The following is a 21,311-nucleotide window of genomic DNA, read 5'->3' as shown; positions in this document are numbered from 1 at the left end:
CCAGCAGCGTTGCAGGGTCAAGGCGCTCTCGCAGCCGCCTCTAACCGCGGGTGAATACGAGCCGGTCGTCTTCCGACAGGTCTTTGCGAAAGCCGTAGCCGTCCTCGGCGAAGTTCTTCAAGCCCTCCGGGTCATCGATGCGGTTGTCGACCACGTAGCGCGCCATGAGGCCGCGGGCGCGCTTGGCGGAAAACGCGATGGTCTTGGGCTTGCCGTCTCGAATCTCCTGAAAAACCGCCGTCACCAGGCGCGACTCGAGTCGCTTCTTCGGCACCGCCTTGAAGTACTCGTTCGAAGCCAGGTTGAGCACCACGGCTCTGCCTTTCTGCTCGGCGTTGAGCTCGTCGACCAACCGGTTGCCCCAGAATTCATACAGGTTCTTGCCGCGGCTGTTGTCGAGACGCGTGCCCATCTCGAGCCGGTACGGTTGGATGAGATCGAGCGGCCTGAGCAGCCCATAGAGGCCGGAGAGGATCCGAATGTGGTTCTGCGCCCAGCGCAGATCTCTCTTCGACAGGCTGGCGGCGTCGAGCTTCCTGTAGACATCACCTTGAAACGCCAGTAGACATAGCTTCGAGTTCTTGTCGGTGAAAGGCAGTCTCATGGCCTGGAAGCGCTCGTAGTTGAGCTCCGCCAGGGGTTCACTGAGCTTCATGAGCTTCTGCAGAGACGCGGCATCCAGCTTCTTGCAGCGCTCGAGCAGAACCGCGATGTCCTTGCCGAACTGTGGTTTGGTTGCCGGCAGCCGCTTGGGGGCTGTGGAGAAGTCCATGGTTTTTGCGGGTGAAAGCAGGGTCAGCATGGGCGGCAGATTACCAAACGCGCCATGGTGGGATGCTAGTCTGTTGTGAAGTCGTCGCTCGCATCGAATCGCGAACGTCCCGAGGCCAGAATCGTGGTGGTCGAACCCAGCAAGAGCACCATCAAGCGTCTTCGCGAGATCCTCGAACTCCTCTTGCGGACGATGAAGACCCTCAGCCTCTACGAGGCCAGAAACCCGGTGAGCGAGAACCTCGAGAAGGAGCTTCACGCCCGCCTCGCTCAGTTGCTCGATGAAGAGGGACCTCTCGAACTCAAGGTGCTCGAGCATCAGATTCTCTTCGGCGACGAGGTCGTCTATGAGAACCAAGAGCGCAAGGAGAGTCTGGCTTTTCTCCTGTCGCGTGACGGGATCCGCAGTCTCTCCTTTCGAGGCGGACTCGAGCTCGACGAGCTTCGGCGCTTCGTGTCGTGCTTGAACCGCGCGCGAGTTCTGGTGGGCGGTGAGGACGATCTCGCCACCCTGCTCTGGGACCAGGACTTCGAGTCGATCGACTACTTCGTGATCGACGAGCTGGCCGACGGCGCGACCGGCGAGGAGCCGGGTGAAGGGCTGGTGGGCACCGGCTGGTCGACTGGCTCGACCGGAGTTGCTGGAGCGGTCGGAGCAGGCGCAGCAACCGCGGCCAGCGAAGCCGGCGAGCCGGGCAGTTCGGAGCGGGATCCCACTGCAGCAGAGGCCGGCGGGACCGTGACCTTGCAGGACGTACGACCCTCCGCAAGCCTGCCGGTGAAGAGCGTGCAACTGTCGGAATCCGAGATTCAGAAGCTCCACGACGAGCTGGCCGAAGAGAGTCGCGCCGACCCGGCGTCAATGGCGGTCGAGCTGGCGGTCGAACTGGCGATGCTCGAGGCGGACCCCGAGGAGCGACAGATCGTCGCGACGGCCTTGGCGGACATCCTGGACGAGCGGCTCGCCCACGGCAAGCCGGAGGAGTTTCTGGAGTCGTTCGAGCGCCTGAGCGAGCTTGCCGGCGAGGTCTTCGCGGTCGAGCCCGCGGTGACGGAGCTTTTTGAGCAGGTTCATCATGCGGGCGCCCGAGAGGAGCAGCTGGGCCGTTTCCTGGAAGCCGTCGATGGACACCTGGAGCTCGCCGAGCGAGCGCAACGGTTCCTGGCGGGGCTCCCCGAGGCCGCGCTGCCGACGTTGATCGACAGTCTCGGGAGCCTGCAGCTCTCTCGTCTGCGCCGCGCCGTCTCCGACGCCGTCCTGGTCCACGGCGAACGCGGCCCGAGAGATCTGATGAACCGGCTGCCGGCTCTTCGCGCGGGCGGCGAAGGCGAGGTCATCGACGAGTTGCTCCACATGGTGCATCACCTGCCTCAGGACAGTGCTTTCCCCCTGGTCGAGCGCCTGTTGAGCTCCGGTGACTCCGAGCTGGCCCGCCGGGGCGCGCTGATCCTGGGGCATTTCCGAGGGGAGAAAGTCGAGCTGCTGCTGCTCAAGCTCTTCGAAAGAGGTGCTCCGGAGACAAAATCTCTGGCAATCAGCGGTCTGGCTCGCAGCGGCAATCGGGCTCTCGCACCGCGGTTGTTGAAACAGGTGATGGAACCCGGCAATCTGAAGTTGGATTGGGAGGAGATCCGGCGGGAGCTGGCGGCAATCGGTCGGCTCGGAGGAGATTCGATCTTGCCCGACTTCGACAAGCTGCTGCAGGCCAGAAGCCGAGTGTGGTTTCCGACCCGTGAGAAGAAGGAGCTGGTGCGAGCCCTCGTGCATGGCGTGAGCGCCGTCGGATCGGCATCGTCCCAGGCCTATCTGGAACAGCAGGCCGCAAGCGGAAACCGAATGCTCAAGGGAATCTGCCGCGAAGAGCTCACGGGAGCGAACCGCTGATGGCTCCAGAAGGCCGCAATCGGGACAGCCGGCACTTCCTGAAGCAGGCCCTGGAGGTCATTCGGCAGCTGGCTCCTCTGATTCGCAATTCCTACTTTCACGATCTCTCGAACGCCGTCTTCCGCGAGCCCATGCAACAGTTCCTCGCCGCCCTGCAGCCGTTGGTGGAGGCAGAGGACGGTTTTACCCTGGAACGGCTCGGTCAGGGGCTCTTTGCGAATGGGACGCGCATTCCGCAGCGGCTCCGAACGGCCCACGCCTACAGCCTGGTCTCGGCGGAGTTCGAGAAGCAGGGACTCGGCGGAATGCGCTTGCTGGACACGGTCTCGAACCGGGATCTGAGAGGCCTGCTTTCGCTACTGGCCGGCGTCCGAGCCGGCGGCGCGGCCGAGGCCAGCGAGCTCAACCAACGCTTGAAGGCCGCCGGTATCGACAACATCGAGCTGTTACCCCCTCGAGCGGAGGTGGGCGGCACGAGCGACAGGGAGCGCCCCAACCTGCGCGAGCGAGCCCTCCACACCTATAAGGAGGTTCTGGATTTCATCCAGACGACCTTCACCGACCTCGACTCACCCGGCCAGCTGAATCAACGCAGAGCCAAAAGGTTGGTCCAGAAGCTGGTGGACCTGAGCGGCGAGGAGGCCGAGGGCTTCTCGCTTTTCGGTCTGGCGGCGATCAAAGACCACGACCGCTACACCTTCAACCACATGGTCAACGTCTGTGTGCTGGCAATTGCCTTCGGTCAGCGGCTCGGATTGTCTCGCCAGGACCTGGCCGAGCTGGGCCTGAGCGCTCTCTACCACGACCTCGGCAAGCTCAACATCCCACTGGAGGTGCTCAACAAGCCGGCAAAGTTGAACGCCAAGGAATGGGCGCTCATGGGGAATCACACTGTCTACGGCACGCGGGCGCTGTTTCCGCTGCTCCAGCGGGATCTGCGGGCCGTGCCCCGATTGCTGGCCGTGCTCCAGCATCACCACGGCTTCTCCGGAGAGGGCTACCCGAAGCTCCGGCTGCTCAAGAGCCAGAATCTGTTCGCCCGGATCATCGCCGTAGTCGATCTGTTCGACGCCATGACGACCAAGCGTGTCTATCAGGAAGAGTGCCTGCCCGACGAAGCGCTGCGGACCATGCACAGCCTGGCGGGCAAGTACTGCGATCCGCTCGTGGCCAAGGCGTTCACAAACTGTATCGGCATCTTCCCGGTGGGCTCGACCGTCGAGCTCGCGTCGAACCGATTGGCGGTGGTGGTCAAACCCAACTCGGATCCGGACCGCCCGGATCGTCCCACGGTCCGCGTTGTGACCGATCCGAGCCAGCAACCGGCCGAGCCCTACCTGCTCGACCTCGCCACACCCGAGGCCGCGGATCAGAGCATCCGCGGATGCGTCGATCCCGACCTCTACGGCCTGAATCCAGCCTATTTCGCGATCTGATGGATCTATCACTCCCTCCAAGCCCTATCCTTTCGGGTGTTGGCGCGACTCGGCCTCTTGAATGAAGATAGAATCGGTTGCAACCGGTCAGATGAGAGGAGGCGACAAATGTCTGTGAGCGCGTCCGCCGAGCGTCGCGAGTTTCGTCGACTGACGCTACCTCTCTCCGCTCGTTTTCGGCTTCGTGACTCAACGGTCGTGCGTCGAGGAACGATAGAGAACATTAGCGGAGCGGGTGCCGCGATCCTGACGCCGGTTCCGCTGCCGGCCAACGGCATCGTAGAGCAGCTGAGGTTCTCGCTGTCTCCCGAGGACTCGCAAGACCGCGTCAAAGTCTCGGTCGCGGCAAGTGTCGTCAAGAGCGAGCCAAGGCGGTTCGCAGACAGTAGCGAGCGCTACCGCTCGGGTCTGGTGTTCCTCGACCTAGAGGGCGAGCCCTTGGAAAGGGTGAGCGAGATCATCGACAGCGAACTGAGCAGAGCGGCCGCGGCCTAGTTTCTTTCCGACATTCCACCCCCGGGGTGTGCCCGCCATACCACCACAGGCCCGTCATAGGGTCCGGGGTCGGAGCCCCGGGAGCTCGTTGGTTCGAGCGCGACGATGGGTGTCGGAAGGAGCCGCCATGAAGAAGCCCGTGAAGCTCAAAGACCATAGCGAGGTCCTCATCCGTAAGATGACCCGGGAGGATCTCGCCGCATCCCTCGTCTTCTTCGAGTCGCTCTCCGAAGAGGATCGAGCCTATCTTCGCAGAGACGTCAGGAGCCGCGAGGTCCTGGAGCGGAGAATTCGCGAGGCCGAATCGGGCACCGCGATCCGGCTGGTCGCGGTGGCCGGCGAGCGGATCGTGGCCGATGGCACCCTGGAGCTCTTCGGCGAGGACTGGAAAAAGCATGTCGGCGAGCTGCGCTTGATCGTCGCGCGCCAGTACCGGCGCAAGGGGCTCGGCACCCGAATGGCGCGCGAGCTGTTCCTGCGCGCGAGCAGCGCGAAGCTAGAGGAGATCGTCGCCAGAATGATGAGGCCCCAGAAGGCGGCTCGCAGTATCTTCCGCAAGCTCGGGTTCAGGCAGGAGACCGTGCTGCCGGATTACGTCAAGGACCTCGCTGGCACAAAGCAGGACCTGATCGTGATGCGCTGCGATCTCGAAGCCCTCTGGCGCGAAATGGAGGACTTCGTCGCCACGGGCGACTGGCAGCGCACCCAGTAGTTGTTCGGACTGGAAGCAGCTCGGGAAACACGAGGCGACTCGAGGCAACTTCAAAACTTACGGCTTTCATTACGGAGATGCACCACCCCAACGGGCAGGATGCTATTTTCTCCTTCCAACCAGCTCGAGGAGGTGACCATGTCCGCTCGCAAAATGCTCATCGTCTCGCTCAGCGCTCTTCTCGTCGCGCTTCTCCTCACGACGGCGGCACAGGCCCAGCAGATCTTCGCCGATGGGTTCGAGTCCGGCGACACATCGGCCTGGTCCAAGGCCCGAAAGCCGAGAGGGCTCGACGTCAGTGGGAATGCCGCCCGCACCGGCAACTTCGGCCTCGAGATCCTGAGCGGCCGCGGACGGACCGGCGTCCAGGACAAGATCCCCCGACGTGAAGATGCCTACATGGTCGACTTCTTCTTCAGCCCCAACAACTGGGAAATGCTCTTCAACAAGCGGGTCGACATCCTGCAGCTGTTCGGAAGGGGTGGCAAAGGCGCGCACGTTCGTCTTTTGCTCGAGCAAGTCGGAGAGGACCGTTTCGAGCTGCGGCTCCTCGCGCGCGAGAACACCGGCCGATTCCGTTTCATCGGCAGCGCAGAGGTGCGCCGCAACGAATGGACCCCAGTGTCGGTGCTCTGGGCACGCGCCGGCACCAACGGGCTCGATCAGGGGCTCGCCGCACTCTTTACCGATGGCGGCCTTCGCGGCGAGAAGAACAACCTCGACAACGACCGGCTCACGATCGACACCGCACGGTTGGGCTTGCTGAAGAAGGCCGGCGCGGCCAAGAGCGGCAGCTTCTACCTGGACGACTTCCAGAGTTTCCGAACGCTCTCTCCTTAGCGGGCTCCCAGCCGGGAGGCGGAGCCGCCGTTACTTCCTTTCACCACTCTTGCGAAGGTTGACCGCTCCCGCCTTAGGCGGTAAGAAAGTCGGGCAGGTCTGTCAGGGTGTGCCTGGCCGGATACCGCTGGTATAGCGGGCACCGAGGTCTCGAGAAAGTGTCGGGCGAATCGCGGAACTGGAAGAGGAGGTCCGTGTACGGCGGCGCGGCCTGGCACCCGGGCGTTCTTGTCGTTTCGGCAGTTCTTGCGGCCGGTGCGGTGAGTGCGAGTCAGACCGGGAACTGGACCGACGCTCAGAAGGAAGAGTTCCTCCTCAAGGCGCAGGTCGTCGACATCGTAGAACTCGAGATCGGAGTGACCGGCTCGCGTCGCGCCACGTTGAGACGAGACTCGGTGACCCACGACGCCCACATTCAAACGGTCGACATCATTAAGCGCAGGGCCAAGGTCGGGCCGCGCACCGAGCTCAACTTTCGCGACAGCTATCGGTACAACATCGCGGCCTACCGGTTGGACAGGCTCTTGGGACTGCGAATGGTACCGGTTTCGGTAGAGCGCGTGATAAGGGGCAAGCGGGCCGCCGTAACCTGGTGGGTGGATGATGTCCTGATGATGGAAGCGGAGCGGGTCGAGAAACGGATTCAACCTCCGAACCCGAAAGCCTGGAACCATCAGATCTATCGCCGGCAGATCTTCACCCAGCTCGTCTGCAACGCCGACCTCAACGCGGGCAACATCCTAATCACCAAGGACTGGAAGATCTGGTTGATCGACTTCACCCGCGCCTTCCTCAGCCGCAAGAACCCGCCGGAGCCGAAAAGCATGCTCAAGATCGACGCGCCGCTGCTCGCGCGGTTGCGGCAGTTGAGTAGGGAGGAGGTCGCCGGCGCGATGCAGGGCTGTCTCACCAAGGCCGAGATAAAGATGCTGCTGTCACGGCGCGACCGCGTCGTCGAGATCTTCGAGGACAGAATCGAGCGCCAGGGTGTCGACGCGGTGGTCTACGAAGAGCACGAGACCGAGCCCTGAAGAGTCGCACGGACCGCCCCTGAGAAGTGTCGGCCTCTTCCGCCAGAAGAGAGCCTCGGCTGACGCCCGGCGCTGCTCCTCTCTTGTGTCGCGACGCTCCCACCGAGGCCGCCCCCGGATGTCCGCTAGTCCGAGAGAACCGAAGACAATAACTGCTCGGCGATGAACCGATGTCCCTTAACGTTCGGATGCCACACATCCAAGGCATAGTCCCTGGGCAATCCTCCGCTCGCGGCAAAAGCTGCTCGCAGGTCAAGCAGCGAAATGGCCTTCTCTTTCGAGAACTCCCCGATTTCCTGGTGCACATCCAAGAGCGGGTAATCGTCAAAAGTAAGCGGGCGGTCAGGGAAGACCGGTACCAGAACCACCTGAAAATCAATACCCCTCGGTTCCAGAATTTCTTTCATATCCAGAATACTCTGGAAGACCACCATCTTGTTTTTCTTGAAATGAAACCGGTGAAAATCGCCGCCCTGCAGTCTTTGCAAAGCCTTCTCGAGCGTCAACAGAAAGAAGCTCTTTGGCTTTCGAAAATATAGGATCTTCTCGCCGGAAGACTCGTCGAAATCAAAATCGTTCAGACACATCACATAGACGACCTTGTCCGGCGAAAAGGGCAGCACTTTCGTTCGAACCACCTCGAGGATCTGTGGCGTGTTGTAGCCGTCCACGCCGAAATTGAGAGCTTGAACCCTGGGCTGAGATTTCATCCGACTCGCTTCCATCTCGAACTGGCGAACGAACGTCTCTCTTAGGTGAATACCCAGTCCCAAGGTGATGGAGTCGCCCGCAAACGCTACCCGAAAGGTGTTGCAGGGTTTCTTGGTCGACTTGTAATCCCGGTCTCTGAATCCATAGCGATTCGTCCTAATCCGTGCATGTACATACTTGCCGTAGGAGCGGTATTCCCACATCAAGACGGGATTTCGCGAAGGTATCGTGACCTTGTCGAACCATCCATAGTTGTCGAAGTTCTCTCGCCAGCGATAGTACTGGACGTTCTTGGTTACTTCGTATCCTCCAACAAGCAGAACCGAGGAAACAGTCGTGCTCACTAGAAGCCACTTGAGCTTGGACGTGACGAAGTAGCGCGTATTCACTGACTCTGCAAACCGCGCGACCGATTTGAGTCTCTCGAATAGAGCCATCGTCTTGTTGCTCGTGCTGGCTATGGGGGAGAAAAAGCCAGGATGAGTGTCCTACGTTCGGTCAAGAAGCACAAGAACGCCAGGGAATGACGCCATTGGGCCCGATGCACGTCCACGCATCGCTCGACCAGTAGCTGCCCTTGCTGGCCGGCAAGCGATACGCGCGAAAAGCTGCGTCAGGGTGTGCTTGCCCGCCTCAGCGCAGGTCGGCGCAGATCGCAAAGGCGTTTACCCAATCACAGGAGCGGAGGTGTTCCACGTGGCACACCCATCCTTGGGGTGCAAGACGGGGATAGCTACCGGTGATGGGACCTCCGAATTCCTGCAATTCGTTGTTGTAGAGGCTAGCGCATCCACCACCGATGATCTTGTATGGATACGGACAGAGCGCGACTGAGTAATTTGTCAAGTTCTCGCAGCGCGATTCGACGACGAGCGTGTGGCCGAGATCAAACGTGCCGACGTTCCACAGGTCGTGGCCCATGAAATCGACGTCGTCGTGAGTCAGCAGCGGACCGCCCGTCTTGATCGCTCCGCCCTCCCAGTTGAGGTGAAGAGTGGACGGTTGGCCTGCCCTGCGGGCCATGATCTCGTTGTTGTCGAAAGCCAGGTTGAAACTACTAAGGGAACCGAGTACCAGCGTACCGCCCCGGTCCGGCTTCACGTCTACCCCGCCTTCAAACCGCACCATCGGACGGGGCAGTAGATCCGGGAAGGGCACCAAACTCGCTCCGGCCGGTTCAAGAGCGGCCTCGCCAACCGGGCTCTCGCTCGGCGAAGCCTCGTCTTCCTCTTGCGGACGTCGATCGCGGTACGCCGCCTCGAGAACCGCTAACGCTCGTTCGATCTCCTGTGGTGAGGGTGTTGCGGCGACCTGAAACAGGGCGGGTTCTGACCACAGCGTCTCGCCCTTCGGCGTCACCGCTCCGATCATCCAGGCATAGCTCCCGCCGGGAGCCAGACCCTGCTCCAAAGATGGCGTCCAGGAAGAAACACCGGCCGAAACGCTGTGCCGAACCACAGCTCCACCCAGGCCGCCTTCAGCGGAAACCTGATAGATGACAAGCCTGTAGCCACTGGCCCGTGGAACGCTGCTCCAGCTGAAGGTCGGGCAGCTCTCGGCCGTCGTTCCTACCGCAATGGGGCTCCCCGGTGAAACCGGCTCGGGAGATTGAAACGCCGCGCCCATCGTTGGTGCCGACAACAAAAGTAACGACGCGACCGAACCGACAAGAACTTTGCGCACCATCCTCTGCCTCCCTTCGGCAAGTGGGTAAGAAGACCCCCATCCGCCCTTCGGCAGCCGGACGGTCTTAGGGTCTTCGTGGCGGGTGCTCGGTGCCAACCGTCGCGGAGAAGCGAGGACCCGTGGCTTTGCGGCCCTGGGTTTTCCCAGGTGTGCCGTTATCGAGGCGTCTCCAGATTACGCCTGAGGTGACGATAGAGGGACCACCCGAAGGGGCAGGCCGTGAGCCGGCGCGGGCCTCTCGCTGCCGATCATCGGCAAGCTGCTCGGACACACACGCAGGCCGCGACAACGCAACGCTATGCCCACCTCGCCGCCGATCATGTGAGGCAGGCAGCGGACAGGATCTCGGGAGAGATCGCGGCTCCGCTGCCGGATTCTGAGACTCCCGTATTTGCCGCATTGGAACGCCCGCTGCTAACGTCGTGATCCGTGAAACAGAAGATCGTCACAGTCGGCGCCGGCGAGGATCTTCAGGCAGGCCTTACAACCGGCGTAGACCCACGAGTGGTCGGGATCTTGCGCTCGCCGTCTTGGGCGTCCGCTTGCGCGTTGCACGAGACGCTCGGAATTGATCTCCTGGTCATCGTGCTTCCGCTAGAGGACATGACCTTCGACGAGTTGGTCGCGGGCTTGAGTGCTTCCGGACTTCCTCGCCTAGTGGTCATCGCCGGCGAAAACGACTATCGCGTGCTGTCGCAAGGCGAGTCGGGCCGGCTGACCGTACTGCCGGCAAGCCTTCCGACATCCGAGCTGGTGTCGATGTGTTTCCAGTTCGTCAGAACCTCGCCGCGGACCGACCAGCGCATCATGGCGCGGCTCGAAGTGAACATGGAGGGCAAGCCCAGCGGGCTGCGAATGGTCCAGACGCGCGACATCTCGGCGACCGGAATGAAAGTCGCGACCAGCAACCTCGTGCCGCCCGAGACTTGGGTCAAGTTCACGTTCAACTGGCCGGGTGATCCAGAGCCCATTTCCGGCGATGCCGAGGTGATCCGTCACACTTCTCAGGAAACCGAGGGCATCCAGGGGATGGGGCTTCGCTTCACCGCCTTCGAGGGCCACAGCGGCCAGCAGCTGCGCGAGCACATTCGCCAACGCGTCGACCCGCAGTAGCGCGGTGGTGTCCGGTGCAACGCATCCGCCCTCGCGAATACTGGAGCTACTCGGCCGCACCCAGGCCGCGACGACGCAGCGCTACGCGCACCTGGCTCCCGATCAGCTCTTGCGGCGGTCGTTCTCGCTCCGCCGATCTCCGCCGCTGCGGCGGTCCAGGAACATCGAGAACGGGAACAGGTTTCTGATCCGCGCTTGCTCTTGCGCCGGTCTTCGCCTGAGCGACGATCCCTGCCGGTTCGTCGCTCCGGGCCTTGCCCCTCACCCGTTGATTGCTCGGGCATATCCAAAGATCCTCATTCTGTCTAGGCTTTGCTTCACCAAGAAAAGACAACCCTGTATCCGCGTTGACGCGGACTCCAGCTCGTCGCTTATCTCTACACTCATCTCAAGATGCTCTTTCAATTCAAAAGGTCCCGGTCGAGGGACCCCACCCGGTCTCAAACGGTCCCATAGATCATGTGCTTGCCCACGAAACCGGGTCAACTCCAGCTACTACGTCCTGGGCTGGCTGGCCAGTGCGGGCTAGCAGACCTGTACGAGGCTTGGGTGCCGCAACACTCGAACGTGCTCACCCTAGGCAAGAGTCGGGGCGAGGCTGTGTCGAAGCTACGCGAGCGGCTGGCTGAGGAAGTCGGGGTAAACCCGGAGGTGTGCGAGGACTTGAACTAGGTACCTGCGCTCAGGTTTTACGAGCGAGGGCCAGAAGGCGGGTAGAGCCCGCACGCAGCCTACTCGATGGACTCACCGTTGACCTGGTGGAGATAGTGGTCCTCTACCACTAGCCCGTCCGCCGTTCGGTTAACAAAGAAATCCACGTCATACGTGTTCTCGCCGTCCTCGAAGTCCACGCAGACAGCATAGGAACTCTCCTTCGTCTGGTGGACTTTGTGAAACGTGGTCAGCACGCCCGCGACGTTCTTGTCGGCCCTCTCAGGAATATCGTAGACATCATCGTCACCAGCCGCTGATGCCACCCAGAGCCGGATGAAATCCGTTATCTGGAGGGAACCTTCGGAGTTCGGTTCCGCTAGAGGTGCTTCGTTTTCCACTTGTCCATGAGCGGCACTCGTCTCGAGTTTCGCTTCCTGCAACGGCTCCGGCGCCTTGGAGCAGGCAGCGATCACTCCTGTCAGTGCCAGCGCACTCATCGTCCAGGGGGAGATGGCTGCTCTCATTCTTTGGTCCTCCTTAAAGCATCAATCTTCATCACGAACAGTTTACCGGACGCACTCTGCCGGTAGAATTCCCGGCATACTACTCGGTCACACCCAGGCCGCCTCGACGCAATGCTATGCGCACCTGGCAGCCGATCCTGTGCGGCAAGCGGCGATCTCGAAGACCGATCTTCCCTACTGAACTAGCGTAAAGTCCGTCTCCCCGAGCGTTACGAGCATGTGCTTGTGTGGCTTGAACTGAATCCGGTGCTCCCCCACCGACGGGTAGTTCCCGAACGCCACACCGCCGCGAGCATTTTTTCTGAAGTGGAGCGCGAGCTTTAGCTTCGGCTGCCCCGGCACCCACTCCCAGTGATGGGCTTCGACCTTCTTCTGGTGGCTGTGGTCCTTGAGGAACTGCTTGCGGTTCTTGAACCAGGTGGCGGCGTCCATCTTCTCGAGACTCTCGAGCAGCTTCTGGTCGTAGACGACCAAGAGGTCGAATGCCAGTGGCGAGTTCTGATTCAAGTCGGAAGAGACCGAAATCTCGACGGTCGATCGGCCACCGAACAGCAGCGGGAACTGGTGACCGAAGTTCCACTTCGAACAACCACACAAGAACAGCAGCAGCGTCATCACCAACCATGCGGATCGATTGCGACGAACGCCGGTTACGATCCGAAGCCCGTCGCCCCGCGAGTCGTTGAGGATCACTGTGGCTATTCTACTCACCGACACGAGTCAGGCAGCTAGGGCTGCGTTCTTGATCTAACCACCGGTGAGCTTGAACTGCTTCTTCAGAAAGAAACAACTGATCTCATCTGCCGGAGGAAAGCAGCCTCAATGTCGGGTTTCGGTCGTGAGTGTCCTTGACCCCCCAGGAGGAAGGTTCACCCCGAGGAAGGTTCCGAGGAAGGTTCTCCGAGGAAGTTTCCCCCATTTTCGCCCTCCCGAGGAAGGTTCCTCCGAGGAAGGTTCCACCATTTTCGCCAGAAACAGATCCCATTCGGCGTCTCTTACTCATGAGATGCCACGAAGACTCCGTTTCATTCCACCCGAAGGCTCCGTCGTCGAAGTCACGACCCGCACCATCCAGGGCCGCCTGCTCCTGCGCCCCAGCCCGCAGCTCAACTCTCTCATACTCGGCGTTCTCGGCCGTGCCCAAAGAGTCTATGGAGTCAAGATCCATGACTTCATCTTCATGTCCAACCACTACCACCTGCTCCTTTCGGTCAGATCGGCTCTCCAACTTGCCCGTTTCATGGGCTATCTCAATGGAAACCTCGCCAAGGAAGTGGCTCGCCTCACCGGCTGGAAGGACAAGGTCTGGAGCCGGCGCTATCAAGCGGTTCTCGTAAGTCAGGAAGAGCGGGCCCAGATCGGGCGCCTTCGCTACATCCTTGCCCACGGGGCCAAAGAGAATCTCGTCGCAAGCCCACGGGAGTGGCCTGGAGTTTCCTCCTTGAAAGCTCAGCTGGGCGAGGACACCCTGGAGGGCATCTGGGTTGACCGAACCAAGGAGTTCGTGGCCAGGAGACGAGGTGTTGAGCTCTCTTTCGATGAACTAGTCGAGGCCGAGCGAGTCCATCTCTCTCCGCTTCCGTGCTTGCAGAACCTGCCAGGTTCGAAAAGAGAAGCTCTGATCGCGCAGCTCCTCCGTGAGATCGAGTCAGAGACACTCGAGCGGGGGGTGCAAACTGGTACCAAACCGCTGGGTGCCGCGTCCGTGTTGAGACAGCGCCCTGCCGACAAGCCCCGCCAATCGAAGCACTCGCCGGCGCCCTTCGCTCATTGCGCTTCGAAGACCGAGCGAAGGCTCCTCTGGCAAGCTTACGGTTGGTTTCTGGGAGCATATCTCGATGCCAGTGAGACGTTGAGAGCAGCGGGAACGGCTTCGTTTCCCGAAGGGGCCTTTCCGCCGCCGTCTCCGTTCGTCGATCCACTCTTCGAGCCAGGGTAGGAAGAACCGGTCTTCATACCCGGTACAGTGGTTCGAGGGGGACGACAGGCGAAGCCGTGTCCGCTGCTACGAAGGAAGGCCTCTAAAGAAGGCTAGCCACATCCACACCACGGGTCGGACGGGAAGTCTCTCTTTAACCAGCTCCGCGAAAGCCAAGATTCCGCTCGCAGGAAGGTCACGACACCGGAATCATGCGATTCGGGTGGAACTTCTTCTCTTGAACTTCTTCTCTTGGGACGTACTCGCACAGGCTGGCGTAACGAGCGGCCAGCGACTACCTGAGTGCTTGTCCGGTCACTGCGGTTTGTCGCTTGCGATGTCGCGTTGCCTGAGTGAAACCGGAAAAAGGGAGGACCAAACATGAGATACCGAGTTCCCCACTTCGCGAGGAGGCCGGTTCTCGCGGCGACCATCGGCCTGGTTCTAGCAACTCTTCCCCTTCCGTCGGCGGCGCTGGGCCAGGAGAGGATCTCCAGCTTCGGCCGCTACAGCGGCTACAGCGAGGCCTCCTACGACGGTTGGAGCCGCCACTCGGAGTACGTTCCGATGGCGGACGGTGTCGAGATCGCCGTCTTCTACTTCGTTCCCACCCGGGCCGGCCGGGAGGCCTCGGAGCCGCTGCCGGTGCTGCTTCTCTACACGCGCTATCTGCGCATTCTGGAGGTGGACGGCGAGATCATCACCCCGGTCGAAGAGGAGGTCTTCTACCAGGAGCTCATCCGTCACGGCTACGTCTTCGCCATCGCCAACGCCCGGGGCACCGGAGCCTCGTTCGGTGTCAACAACGGTCCCCACGCCGCCGACACCACCGCGGACTCGTGGCACATCGTCGAGTGGTTGGCCGAGCAGCCCTGGAGCGACGGCCACATAGGCATGCTCGGCCACTCCAACTCGGGCAACAACGCGCTCCTGACCGCCACCCAGGCGCCGCCCCACCTGGAGGCAGTCTACGCCGAGATGGCCGACCCCAGCGTCTTCGACTTCGCCTTCCGCGGAGGCACCTTCAAGGAGGGCTTTGTCGAGTTCCTCGGCACGTTGACGCGGTGGATGGACACGGGCCGCCTCGGCTTGCCGGCTCCGGTGGACGCGGACACCGACGGTTCGATGCGCGACGCCGCTCTCGCCGAGCACGCCGACAACCTCTGGGTCGATCGATTCCCAAAGAACGTAAAGTACCGCGACGCCTCGATCACTCGGCCGAACGGCGCGGTGTGGTCCTGGGAGGTGGCGAGCTCGATCGACAACCTCGACGCGATCAAGGCCGCCGGTATCCCCGTCTATAACCGGCTCGGCTGGTACGACACCTACACCACCCAGCAGGCGTGGGCGTACGCGAATCTCAAAGGCGCCCCACAGAAAATGATGATCGGGCCCTGGGCCCACCAGGACGGCGGCGGCGGCCCGGTGCGCGTCAACGAAGCGCTCCGCTGGTTCGACTACTGGCTGAAGGGCATCGACAACGGGATCATGGACGAAAAGCCGGTCCACTACTACCTGATACGGGGCAATAAGACCGTGCCGGCGCTGGCCGAGCTGCCCGTAAGCCTCGACGAGATCGACGCCCAGGACGGCCGCCGGTGGCGGGCCGAGAAGCGCTGGCCGCCGCGGAAGGCCAAGCCGAAGCGCTTCTTTCTCGAGGCCGGACCCTCCGGCACGGTGGCCTCGGCGAACGACGGCCGGCTGGTCACCAAGCGGCCCCGCGATTCCGGGGCGGCCGACAGCTACAGGGTCGACTACTCCTCGACCATGGGGTCGTTTTCCCGGTGGATGAACGGCGCCGGGCAGCAGCGGGAGGACCGGCCCGGCACCACATTCTTCGACGAGCGGACTCGCGAGGACGAGAAGGCCCTGACCTACACCTCCGAGCCCTTCGCCAAGGCCCGCGCGATCGTGGGCTATCCGGTCGTCCATCTGTGGGTGACGTCGACCGAGAAGGACGGTGACTTCTTCGTCTACCTCGAGGAGATCGACGCCGCAAGCAACGCCCACTACGTCACCGAAGGAGCCCAGCGCGCCTCCTACCGCGCCTTGGCCAAAGCGCCGTGGAAGAACTTCGGCCTGCCCTTCCACCGATCCTTCAAGAAGGACGTGCGCAAGCAGCTTCCGGCGGAACCCGTGGAGCTGGTCTTCGATCTCTTGGGTACCGCCATCGTCATCGACGCCGGGCACCGGATCCGGATCTCCATCGCCGGAGCCGACGCGCTCAACCACGCCCTCTACCCCGACCGCAAGGGCCGCAAGGCGCCGACGATCTCCGTCTACCGCGACGCCGCGCATGGCTCCTACGTCGAGCTGCCGATGATGAAGCCCAAGGGTCCAGATGCGGCCCGCGGCGCTCTTCCTCGCGTTCCCTATTGAGAGACGAGATTCCGGGCCGGAGAGCCGTGAACGAGTCGCCCTCCGGCCAGGAGGAAGGAGGCACAGGATGCTCATACCGAAGCGGCGCCACAGCCTACTGGCACCGGTAGTGACTCTGGCGGTCCTGCTGGGAACTGCTTCCCACCCGCTGCTCGGAGCCGAGCGGACCCGCGCGGCCATCCAGAGTGAGCTGGCCGCTTACATCGACGCCTTGTTCGACTCCGAGCCCGCCTGGGGAAGCGCCCTCATCGCCAAGGACGGCCGAGTGCTCTTCGAGGGGAGTTACGGCTGGGCCGACTCCAGCCAGGCGAAACCGAACGAGCCCCGGACTGCGTTTCGAATCCAACACCTGACGAAGACCTTCACCGCTGCGGCCATTCTGAGGCTCGTGGAGCGCGGCCGGCTGTCTCTGGACGACAAGGTCGTGGACTACGTGCCCGAGCTCCGAGAAGGCGAAGCGGTCACCATTCGGCATCTGCTCCAGATGGAGTCGGGGATCCCCGACCTGATCCAGTATTTGGAGGACCAGGGAGGCTTCGATCGATTTCACCACCCGGAGGAGATTCTCGATTACTTCGCCCGGGAACCCCTCCTCTTCGAGCCGGGAACCCAGGTTGATTACTCGAACTCCAACTACATTCTGTTGGGCCTCATCATCGAACGGACCACCGGCAAGTCCTACGGACGATTCCTCAAGAAGAAGATCTTCAAACCGCTCAAGATGAGGCGCACCCGCTACGACCCCGACGATCGAGCATTCGCCAACCGCCGCGCGATCGGCTACGACGACATCACGGTGGAGCCGCCGACGGAGGCTCTCTACGTTCATCCATCGCTGGCCTACGCCTCCGGCGGCGTCTTGTCGACGGCCCGCGACCTCCTGAAGTGGGACCAGGCGCTCTACGGTGAGCGGGTGCTCTCACAGGAGACCCTGGAGGAGGCTTTCACTCGGGGCAGCGGTACCTGCGGACTGGGCTGGATCCTCGACCACGTCCGAATCCATGGGGAGAGGCACAAACTCGTCTGGCACGCCGGTGGAGCTCCGGGATCCCGCGGCTTGCTCGTGCGAATGATCGATGCTCGTGTGACCATCATTCTGCTCTACAACACCACAGGGTTCGAGGACCTCGACCTCTACCGTTGGGTCGCGAACCTGTCGATGGATGTCGGCGAGATCGTGCTGCGCGACGCCGGGTGATCGATTCGCCGTGCCGCTGTTTGAAGCGGCCGGCGCCCCTGACGGCCGTTCCCATATAGCGGTCAACCTTCGTGCTGACCGAGAGAGGTGTCGATGTAGCGGTCGACCTCCTTGCCTTCGAGCTCGGGATCGCTAAACCCTTTGTATGGAGGAATAAACGTGGTGCGCCCTAGAGGATTCGAACCTCTGACCTACAGCTCCGGAGGCTGTCTCGGCGGCCAGCTAAGCATAAGCTCTACATAGGCTTAGGCAAAGCATGAGTATTTCGGTCACCTACTTGGTCACCGACAAACCTCTGAAGGTCGCCTTTATCTGAGCTTTTGTCAGAAGCGCTCCCGAGCGCAGCTCAGCGCAGCCGAGCTGGAAAAGACCGTCGAGGCCACTCGCTAATTGAGAGGTAAAGAAGTCTCGGCCAGGCTCGCGTGCTTGGCCGCGTCGGCAAGGGGAGGGGGGGCGGGTACCCTAGCCCGCAGCCGGGGGCCCGACGGGTCCTGATCTGGTCCCATACATCATGTGCTTGCCCAGGTCCTCTGCGGCTCCAAGGGTCCTACCGGCCCTTCTGTGGCGCGATCCGCAAGAGCCCCGAGCTTCCGATCCAGGAGCCCGCCCACGCTGGAGAGTGGTTAGGTCCGTGCGAAGACAGCTACGGACCCGGTGAAACGGCAGGCTCTATCGACACACTGTCCAGCCAGGCTTCGTCAGGGCCGGACCAGTATTCGCCACGGATTCTGAGGTCGTCGACCGACTCCAGCACGCGACCGAAATCATCACCGGTTGCGTCTCTCCTTTCGGCACCCTTGATCCAAACCCAACGGCTCTCCACGACACCTTCAGGGCTCTGAATCCCTATCTTGCCCTCCGTCAGAGGAACCGCGTACTCACCCCAGTCCTCTCGCGGCCGCATCGGGATGCGCAGCTCGAGGCTGCCGCGTTCACCCGAGCCCACGATGATCAGGTCAGCCGGGACCTCCTTCTCCGTCTCACTGGCGAGTGGCGTAACATGCGCCACCCATTTTCCGTTTCTTTCCGATTTCCACTTTCGTCTTAGCCAGTAGTTCAGACTTCCCGCGTGGAAACGGGTCCAGTCCGCATCGCCCACCCAATGCGGAGGTGCCCGAAAGTAGAAGAAGTCGGTAGACTCATCTTCAAGATGCAGACATCCGCCCATCTTGCTTCTGCAGTCTTCCTCGGACGATGGCGTAACCGGCCTCGAACCAGCACCCCAAGTCCACCACCCTTCGTCGTCGTCGCCTTTGTCGAAGGTGCTGGTCAGCTCTAGCGGGGGCTCTTTCTCGCCGGTGACGCTCTCAACGGCGGGGCCTTCGTCGTGGTCGCTGTCGGACCCGGTCTCTGGCCACCAGTTTTGGATCACAAGCACAAGGGCGACAAGGACGGCGCCCACGACGACCAATCCCGACCTCGTGCGAAAGAAAGCCGCCCTCGAGGGACTCCGCTCGCGGGGCAACTCGTCAGCTTTCCACCGACTTCCAGCCGAAGGCAGCACCGCTTCTCGCTCCGCCGCTTCCGTTCCGCCGTCGTCGGCAAAACCCAGAAGACGCTCCACGCCCTCCACGAGCTGCCGGAAGGCGGGCGCCTCGGTGTCGCCACTCCACTTCGAGAGATCCGCGGCCTGCAGGCTCCGGAAGCCTAGCGGCGGCTCGACGTCCTCAAGGAAGAGTGGAACCAGAACCCCTCGCTTCCGAGCTTCGCCCGCCTCTTCAAGCACCCAGCTGGACTGGATGGCGGACTCGGACCACGCGACCAGAACACAGCGGGCCTCCTGGATCTCCCGCCCAATGTAGTCGTGCCAGGTCAAGCCGGGCGGAATCGTCCGGTCCCAGAACACGGACCACCCGGAGCCTTCCAGAGCCGCCGCCAGCACGCGAGCCCGGCCGCGGTCCTCCTTCGCGTAGCTGATGAAGATGTCACTCATCGGTCTCCAATGAGAGCACCCAGCGCGCGGGAAGCACGTCCCCTTTTCTGTCTACATCCTCGCGACCGAAAGCCGTGGCTTTGCGGCCCTGGGTTTTCCCAGGTGTGCCTTTATCGAGGCACCTTTAGATTACGTCCGGTGTGACGAAAGAAGCGCCACCCGAACGGGCAGGATGGGCCCCAGCGCGGGCCTCTCGCTGCCTATCATCGGCAAGCTGCTCGGCCACACCCAGGCAGCCACAACGCAGCGCTATGCGCATTTAGCCGCCGATCCTGTGCGGCAGGCGGCTCTTTCCTGGCATTGACTGGAGCCTACAACGGGTGCCGCTCCAAACCACAGGGCCGCCAGGCCGACCCGGATCTCGGGCGAGATTGCGGCTGCGATGGACGGCAACCCCAAGGGAGAGGTAAAGCCGCTTAGACGTTAGAAGCAACGGCCCCGTTTCCGGGGCCGATCAATCACCAAGCGGGACCCGGCAGAGCGGTAACTCAGCCGAGCCCCTAGACCGAGCAAAGGAGCAAGCCCAATGCCCGACCCTGGTTCCGAGTCTACCGATCTTGAGCGAGTCCGGAAGAGACTCCGCTCTGACGACACCCGCGAGTTTCTTCGAGCGCTGCAAGCTGTGCTAGTCGAGGCGCTGCGCTCTCAGCAGATCGCCTCTCGGGAAGCCGGGAAGGTGGCCGAAATCGCCGTAGACGAGGGCCACAGAGAAGCTCTGGCCGAACTGGTGTTGCTGCTCCTGGCTGACCGCTGGATGATCCGGTTGTAAAGCTCTTGGCCTTTCTACTCAGGCGCACTCACGTACAGGGAGTGTTCGGCATCGTTTGCCTACCACGCAATCTGACGGAGAGCCTCTTTCTTCAGATGCACGATCACTCTTTCTACGAGGTTGCATGACGACAACTCCGACTCGGAATAGAACACCTGGTTTTGGTTCTCTCTTAACGCCGCCGGAAAACTCGATGCGTCCTTGTATTTTTCGTTCGTAAGGATGAAGAGGCGCGGTGCGAACTTTGAACTCGAGAAGTGGGCTATTTCTTCGCCTGCACCCTTCGATGCATCCAGAACGATGCACGTGTCGCAGGCCCCAAGATGAAACAGCTCTTTGTCTGGCACCGACAAGAACTCGGCGCCGTCTATCAGCTTGTCTAGTTCTGGGTCTTCGCTGAAGCGAACGTCGGCATAGGGAAACCGACCTCCGATCTGGTCTTTGATCTTCTCGCGTTTGGCAAGAAGACTTGGGTCCTTACTGCTGGGTCCCCAGACGAGGACATTGAGCTTGTGGTTTGTGATTCGATGGTCGAGGTCTTCGAATCCCTCATTGAAACTCATTTCTCAACGCGCCGAGGTTCTAATCCGTCGCGTCCGCGAGCTTCGCACAAACTGACATCCCCAGATCGGTACAAGCAAATGCCCCGGATGCTTCCACCGCGAGGGCCTTGAACCTAGTCAGATGAGCGAGTACTGCGGCGACCTTATTCACCGCAACGTCTAACGCAGCTGAAATCTCAAGAGCCTGGAGCCGAGGCTTACCCGCAAGCAAGGAAACAATCTTTAGACCAAGCCAATCGTGCCCGATCAACGCACCCATTAGTTCCCGCTCTTCATAGGCCTTTGAAAGACATTTTTCGTTCTCCAACGTTGCAAGCTCCTTTCGGAGTTCCTGTGCAGCGCTCTCGTAGGACTCTATGAACGGCTTGGCACGAGATACGCCGACATCTGAGGGTGGTTCATGCGAGATAGCAGCTCTCTCACCAACCCAAAAGTCGATCACGGAGTCCCACGTATGAGGTCTCACCTGATGCGCCGTTTTCGAGGAGATTTTTTCGCCTGATGCGAGGAAATAGTTCGTCTCAGGAAGGTCGAAAAAGACGGTAGGTTCGACCTCGTCGTACCGAGCAGCCGCACTGCACCCCTGAAGCCACGCAACATACTCAGTTGCACGCTTGCGAGAGCCATAGCTCTTGGCTCTAGGCGGTCTGTCATACACCGCAAGTTCCTCTACGTCTGGGTTGGTCGACATGA

At 61.6% G+C, this 21,311-nt stretch carries 19 protein-coding genes and 2 riboswitches; of the genes, 11 read left to right on the top strand and 8 right to left on the bottom strand.

The window, feature by feature from the left end; all coding sequences use genetic code 11:
• Positions 1-40: 40 nt before the first annotated feature.
• Entirely contained in the window at positions 41-802 is a 762-nt protein-coding gene (yaaA, locus tag GY769_03065; GenBank protein MCP4200894.1) for a peroxide stress protein YaaA, read from the bottom strand.
• Positions 803-847: 45 nt separating this feature from the next.
• On the opposite strand from yaaA, the gene GY769_03060 reads away from it, so the two are divergent.
• The 6 genes from GY769_03060 to GY769_03035 all read left to right on the top strand — a co-directional run bounded on the left by GY769_03060 (position 848) and on the right by GY769_03035 (position 7,170).
• Positions 848-2,656: a hypothetical protein gene (locus GY769_03060; protein ID MCP4200893.1), complete on the top strand. Its 1,809-nt coding sequence runs from the start codon at positions 848-850 to the stop codon at positions 2,654-2,656.
• A complete protein-coding gene (locus GY769_03055) occupies positions 2,656-4,092 on the top strand; it encodes an HD domain-containing protein (protein ID MCP4200892.1) in 1,437 nt (478 codons plus the stop codon). Before GY769_03060 ends, GY769_03055 begins: the two co-directional genes overlap by 1 nt.
• Positions 4,093-4,200: 108 nt before the next feature.
• Positions 4,201-4,587: a PilZ domain-containing protein gene (locus GY769_03050; GenBank protein MCP4200891.1), complete on the top strand. Its 387-nt coding sequence runs from the start codon at positions 4,201-4,203 to the stop codon at positions 4,585-4,587.
• Positions 4,588-4,714: 127 nt separating this feature from the next.
• Complete coding sequence (locus GY769_03045; protein MCP4200890.1) at positions 4,715-5,299, top strand: GNAT family N-acetyltransferase; 585 nt, start codon at positions 4,715-4,717, stop codon at positions 5,297-5,299.
• A 138-nt stretch (positions 5,300-5,437) separates the two neighbouring features.
• Positions 5,438-6,139, top strand: a complete 702-nt coding sequence (locus GY769_03040; protein MCP4200889.1) for a hypothetical protein — start codon at positions 5,438-5,440, stop codon at positions 6,137-6,139.
• Positions 6,140-6,333: 194 nt separating this feature from the next.
• Positions 6,334-7,170: a hypothetical protein gene (locus tag GY769_03035; protein MCP4200888.1), complete on the top strand. Its 837-nt coding sequence runs from the start codon at positions 6,334-6,336 to the stop codon at positions 7,168-7,170.
• Between the two features lie 125 nt (positions 7,171-7,295).
• Here the strand turns inward: GY769_03035 and GY769_03030 are convergent, their stop codons facing one another.
• On the bottom strand, positions 7,296-8,318 hold the full coding sequence (locus GY769_03030) for an SGNH/GDSL hydrolase family protein (GenBank protein MCP4200887.1): 1,023 nt from the start codon (positions 8,316-8,318) through the stop codon (positions 7,296-7,298).
• Positions 8,319-8,514: 196 nt separating this feature from the next.
• Positions 8,515-9,567 carry a hypothetical protein gene (locus tag GY769_03025; protein MCP4200886.1) on the bottom strand — a complete coding sequence of 351 codons (1,053 nt, stop codon included), beginning with the start codon at positions 9,565-9,567 and terminating at the stop codon, positions 8,515-8,517.
• A 46-nt stretch (positions 9,568-9,613) separates the two neighbouring features.
• Positions 9,614-9,731, bottom strand: a riboswitch (cyclic di-GMP riboswitch).
• A gap of 265 nt (positions 9,732-9,996) precedes the next feature.
• Between GY769_03025 and GY769_03020 the strand changes: the two genes are divergently transcribed.
• On the top strand, positions 9,997-10,680 hold the full coding sequence (locus GY769_03020) for a PilZ domain-containing protein (GenBank protein MCP4200885.1): 684 nt from the start codon (positions 9,997-9,999) through the stop codon (positions 10,678-10,680).
• A 731-nt stretch (positions 10,681-11,411) separates the two neighbouring features.
• On the opposite strand, the gene GY769_03015 is transcribed toward GY769_03020, so the two are convergent.
• Both GY769_03015 and GY769_03010 read right to left on the bottom strand, forming a co-directional pair.
• A complete protein-coding gene (locus GY769_03015; protein MCP4200884.1) occupies positions 11,412-11,858 on the bottom strand; it encodes a hypothetical protein in 447 nt (148 codons plus the stop codon).
• A gap of 174 nt (positions 11,859-12,032) precedes the next feature.
• Positions 12,033-12,551 carry a hypothetical protein gene (locus GY769_03010; protein MCP4200883.1) on the bottom strand — a complete coding sequence of 173 codons (519 nt, stop codon included), beginning with the start codon at positions 12,549-12,551 and terminating at the stop codon, positions 12,033-12,035.
• 313 nt (positions 12,552-12,864) lie between these two features.
• Here GY769_03010 and GY769_03005 point away from each other — a divergent pair, with 313 nt between their 5' ends.
• The 3 genes from GY769_03005 (at position 12,865) to GY769_02995 (ending at position 17,353) form a co-directional block, all read left to right on the top strand.
• Positions 12,865-13,797, top strand: coding sequence for a hypothetical protein (locus GY769_03005; GenBank protein ID MCP4200882.1), 933 nt, complete (start codon positions 12,865-12,867; stop codon positions 13,795-13,797).
• A 360-nt stretch (positions 13,798-14,157) separates the two neighbouring features.
• Positions 14,158-16,155, top strand: a complete 1,998-nt coding sequence (locus tag GY769_03000; GenBank protein MCP4200881.1) for a CocE/NonD family hydrolase — start codon at positions 14,158-14,160, stop codon at positions 16,153-16,155.
• Positions 16,156-16,222: 67 nt separating this feature from the next.
• A complete protein-coding gene (locus GY769_02995; protein ID MCP4200880.1) occupies positions 16,223-17,353 on the top strand; it encodes a beta-lactamase family protein in 1,131 nt (376 codons plus the stop codon).
• 643 nt (positions 17,354-17,996) lie between these two features.
• On the opposite strand, the gene GY769_02990 is transcribed toward GY769_02995, so the two are convergent.
• Positions 17,997-19,286 carry a TIR domain-containing protein gene (locus tag GY769_02990; protein MCP4200879.1) on the bottom strand — a complete coding sequence of 430 codons (1,290 nt, stop codon included), beginning with the start codon at positions 19,284-19,286 and terminating at the stop codon, positions 17,997-17,999.
• Positions 19,287-19,335: 49 nt separating this feature from the next.
• Positions 19,336-19,405, bottom strand: a riboswitch (cyclic di-GMP riboswitch).
• Positions 19,406-19,812: 407 nt separating this feature from the next.
• Here GY769_02990 and GY769_02985 point away from each other — a divergent pair.
• Positions 19,813-20,055, top strand: a complete 243-nt coding sequence (locus GY769_02985) for a hypothetical protein (protein MCP4200878.1) — start codon at positions 19,813-19,815, stop codon at positions 20,053-20,055.
• A 59-nt stretch (positions 20,056-20,114) separates the two neighbouring features.
• Here the strand turns inward: GY769_02985 and GY769_02980 are convergent, their stop codons facing one another.
• Both GY769_02980 and GY769_02975 read right to left on the bottom strand, forming a co-directional pair.
• Positions 20,115-20,618 carry a hypothetical protein gene (locus GY769_02980; protein MCP4200877.1) on the bottom strand — a complete coding sequence of 168 codons (504 nt, stop codon included), beginning with the start codon at positions 20,616-20,618 and terminating at the stop codon, positions 20,115-20,117.
• Positions 20,619-20,637: 19 nt separating this feature from the next.
• A complete protein-coding gene (locus GY769_02975; GenBank protein MCP4200876.1) occupies positions 20,638-21,309 on the bottom strand; it encodes a hypothetical protein in 672 nt (223 codons plus the stop codon).
• Positions 21,310-21,311: the final 2 nt, after the last annotated feature.

It is taken from the genome of bacterium (genome assembly GCA_024224155.1).
Classification (GTDB): Bacteria; Acidobacteriota; Thermoanaerobaculia; order Multivoradales; family JAHEKO01; genus CALZIK01.
Note: the sequence above shows the minus strand (reverse complement) of the source record. Positions and strands in the feature narration are given on the sequence as shown.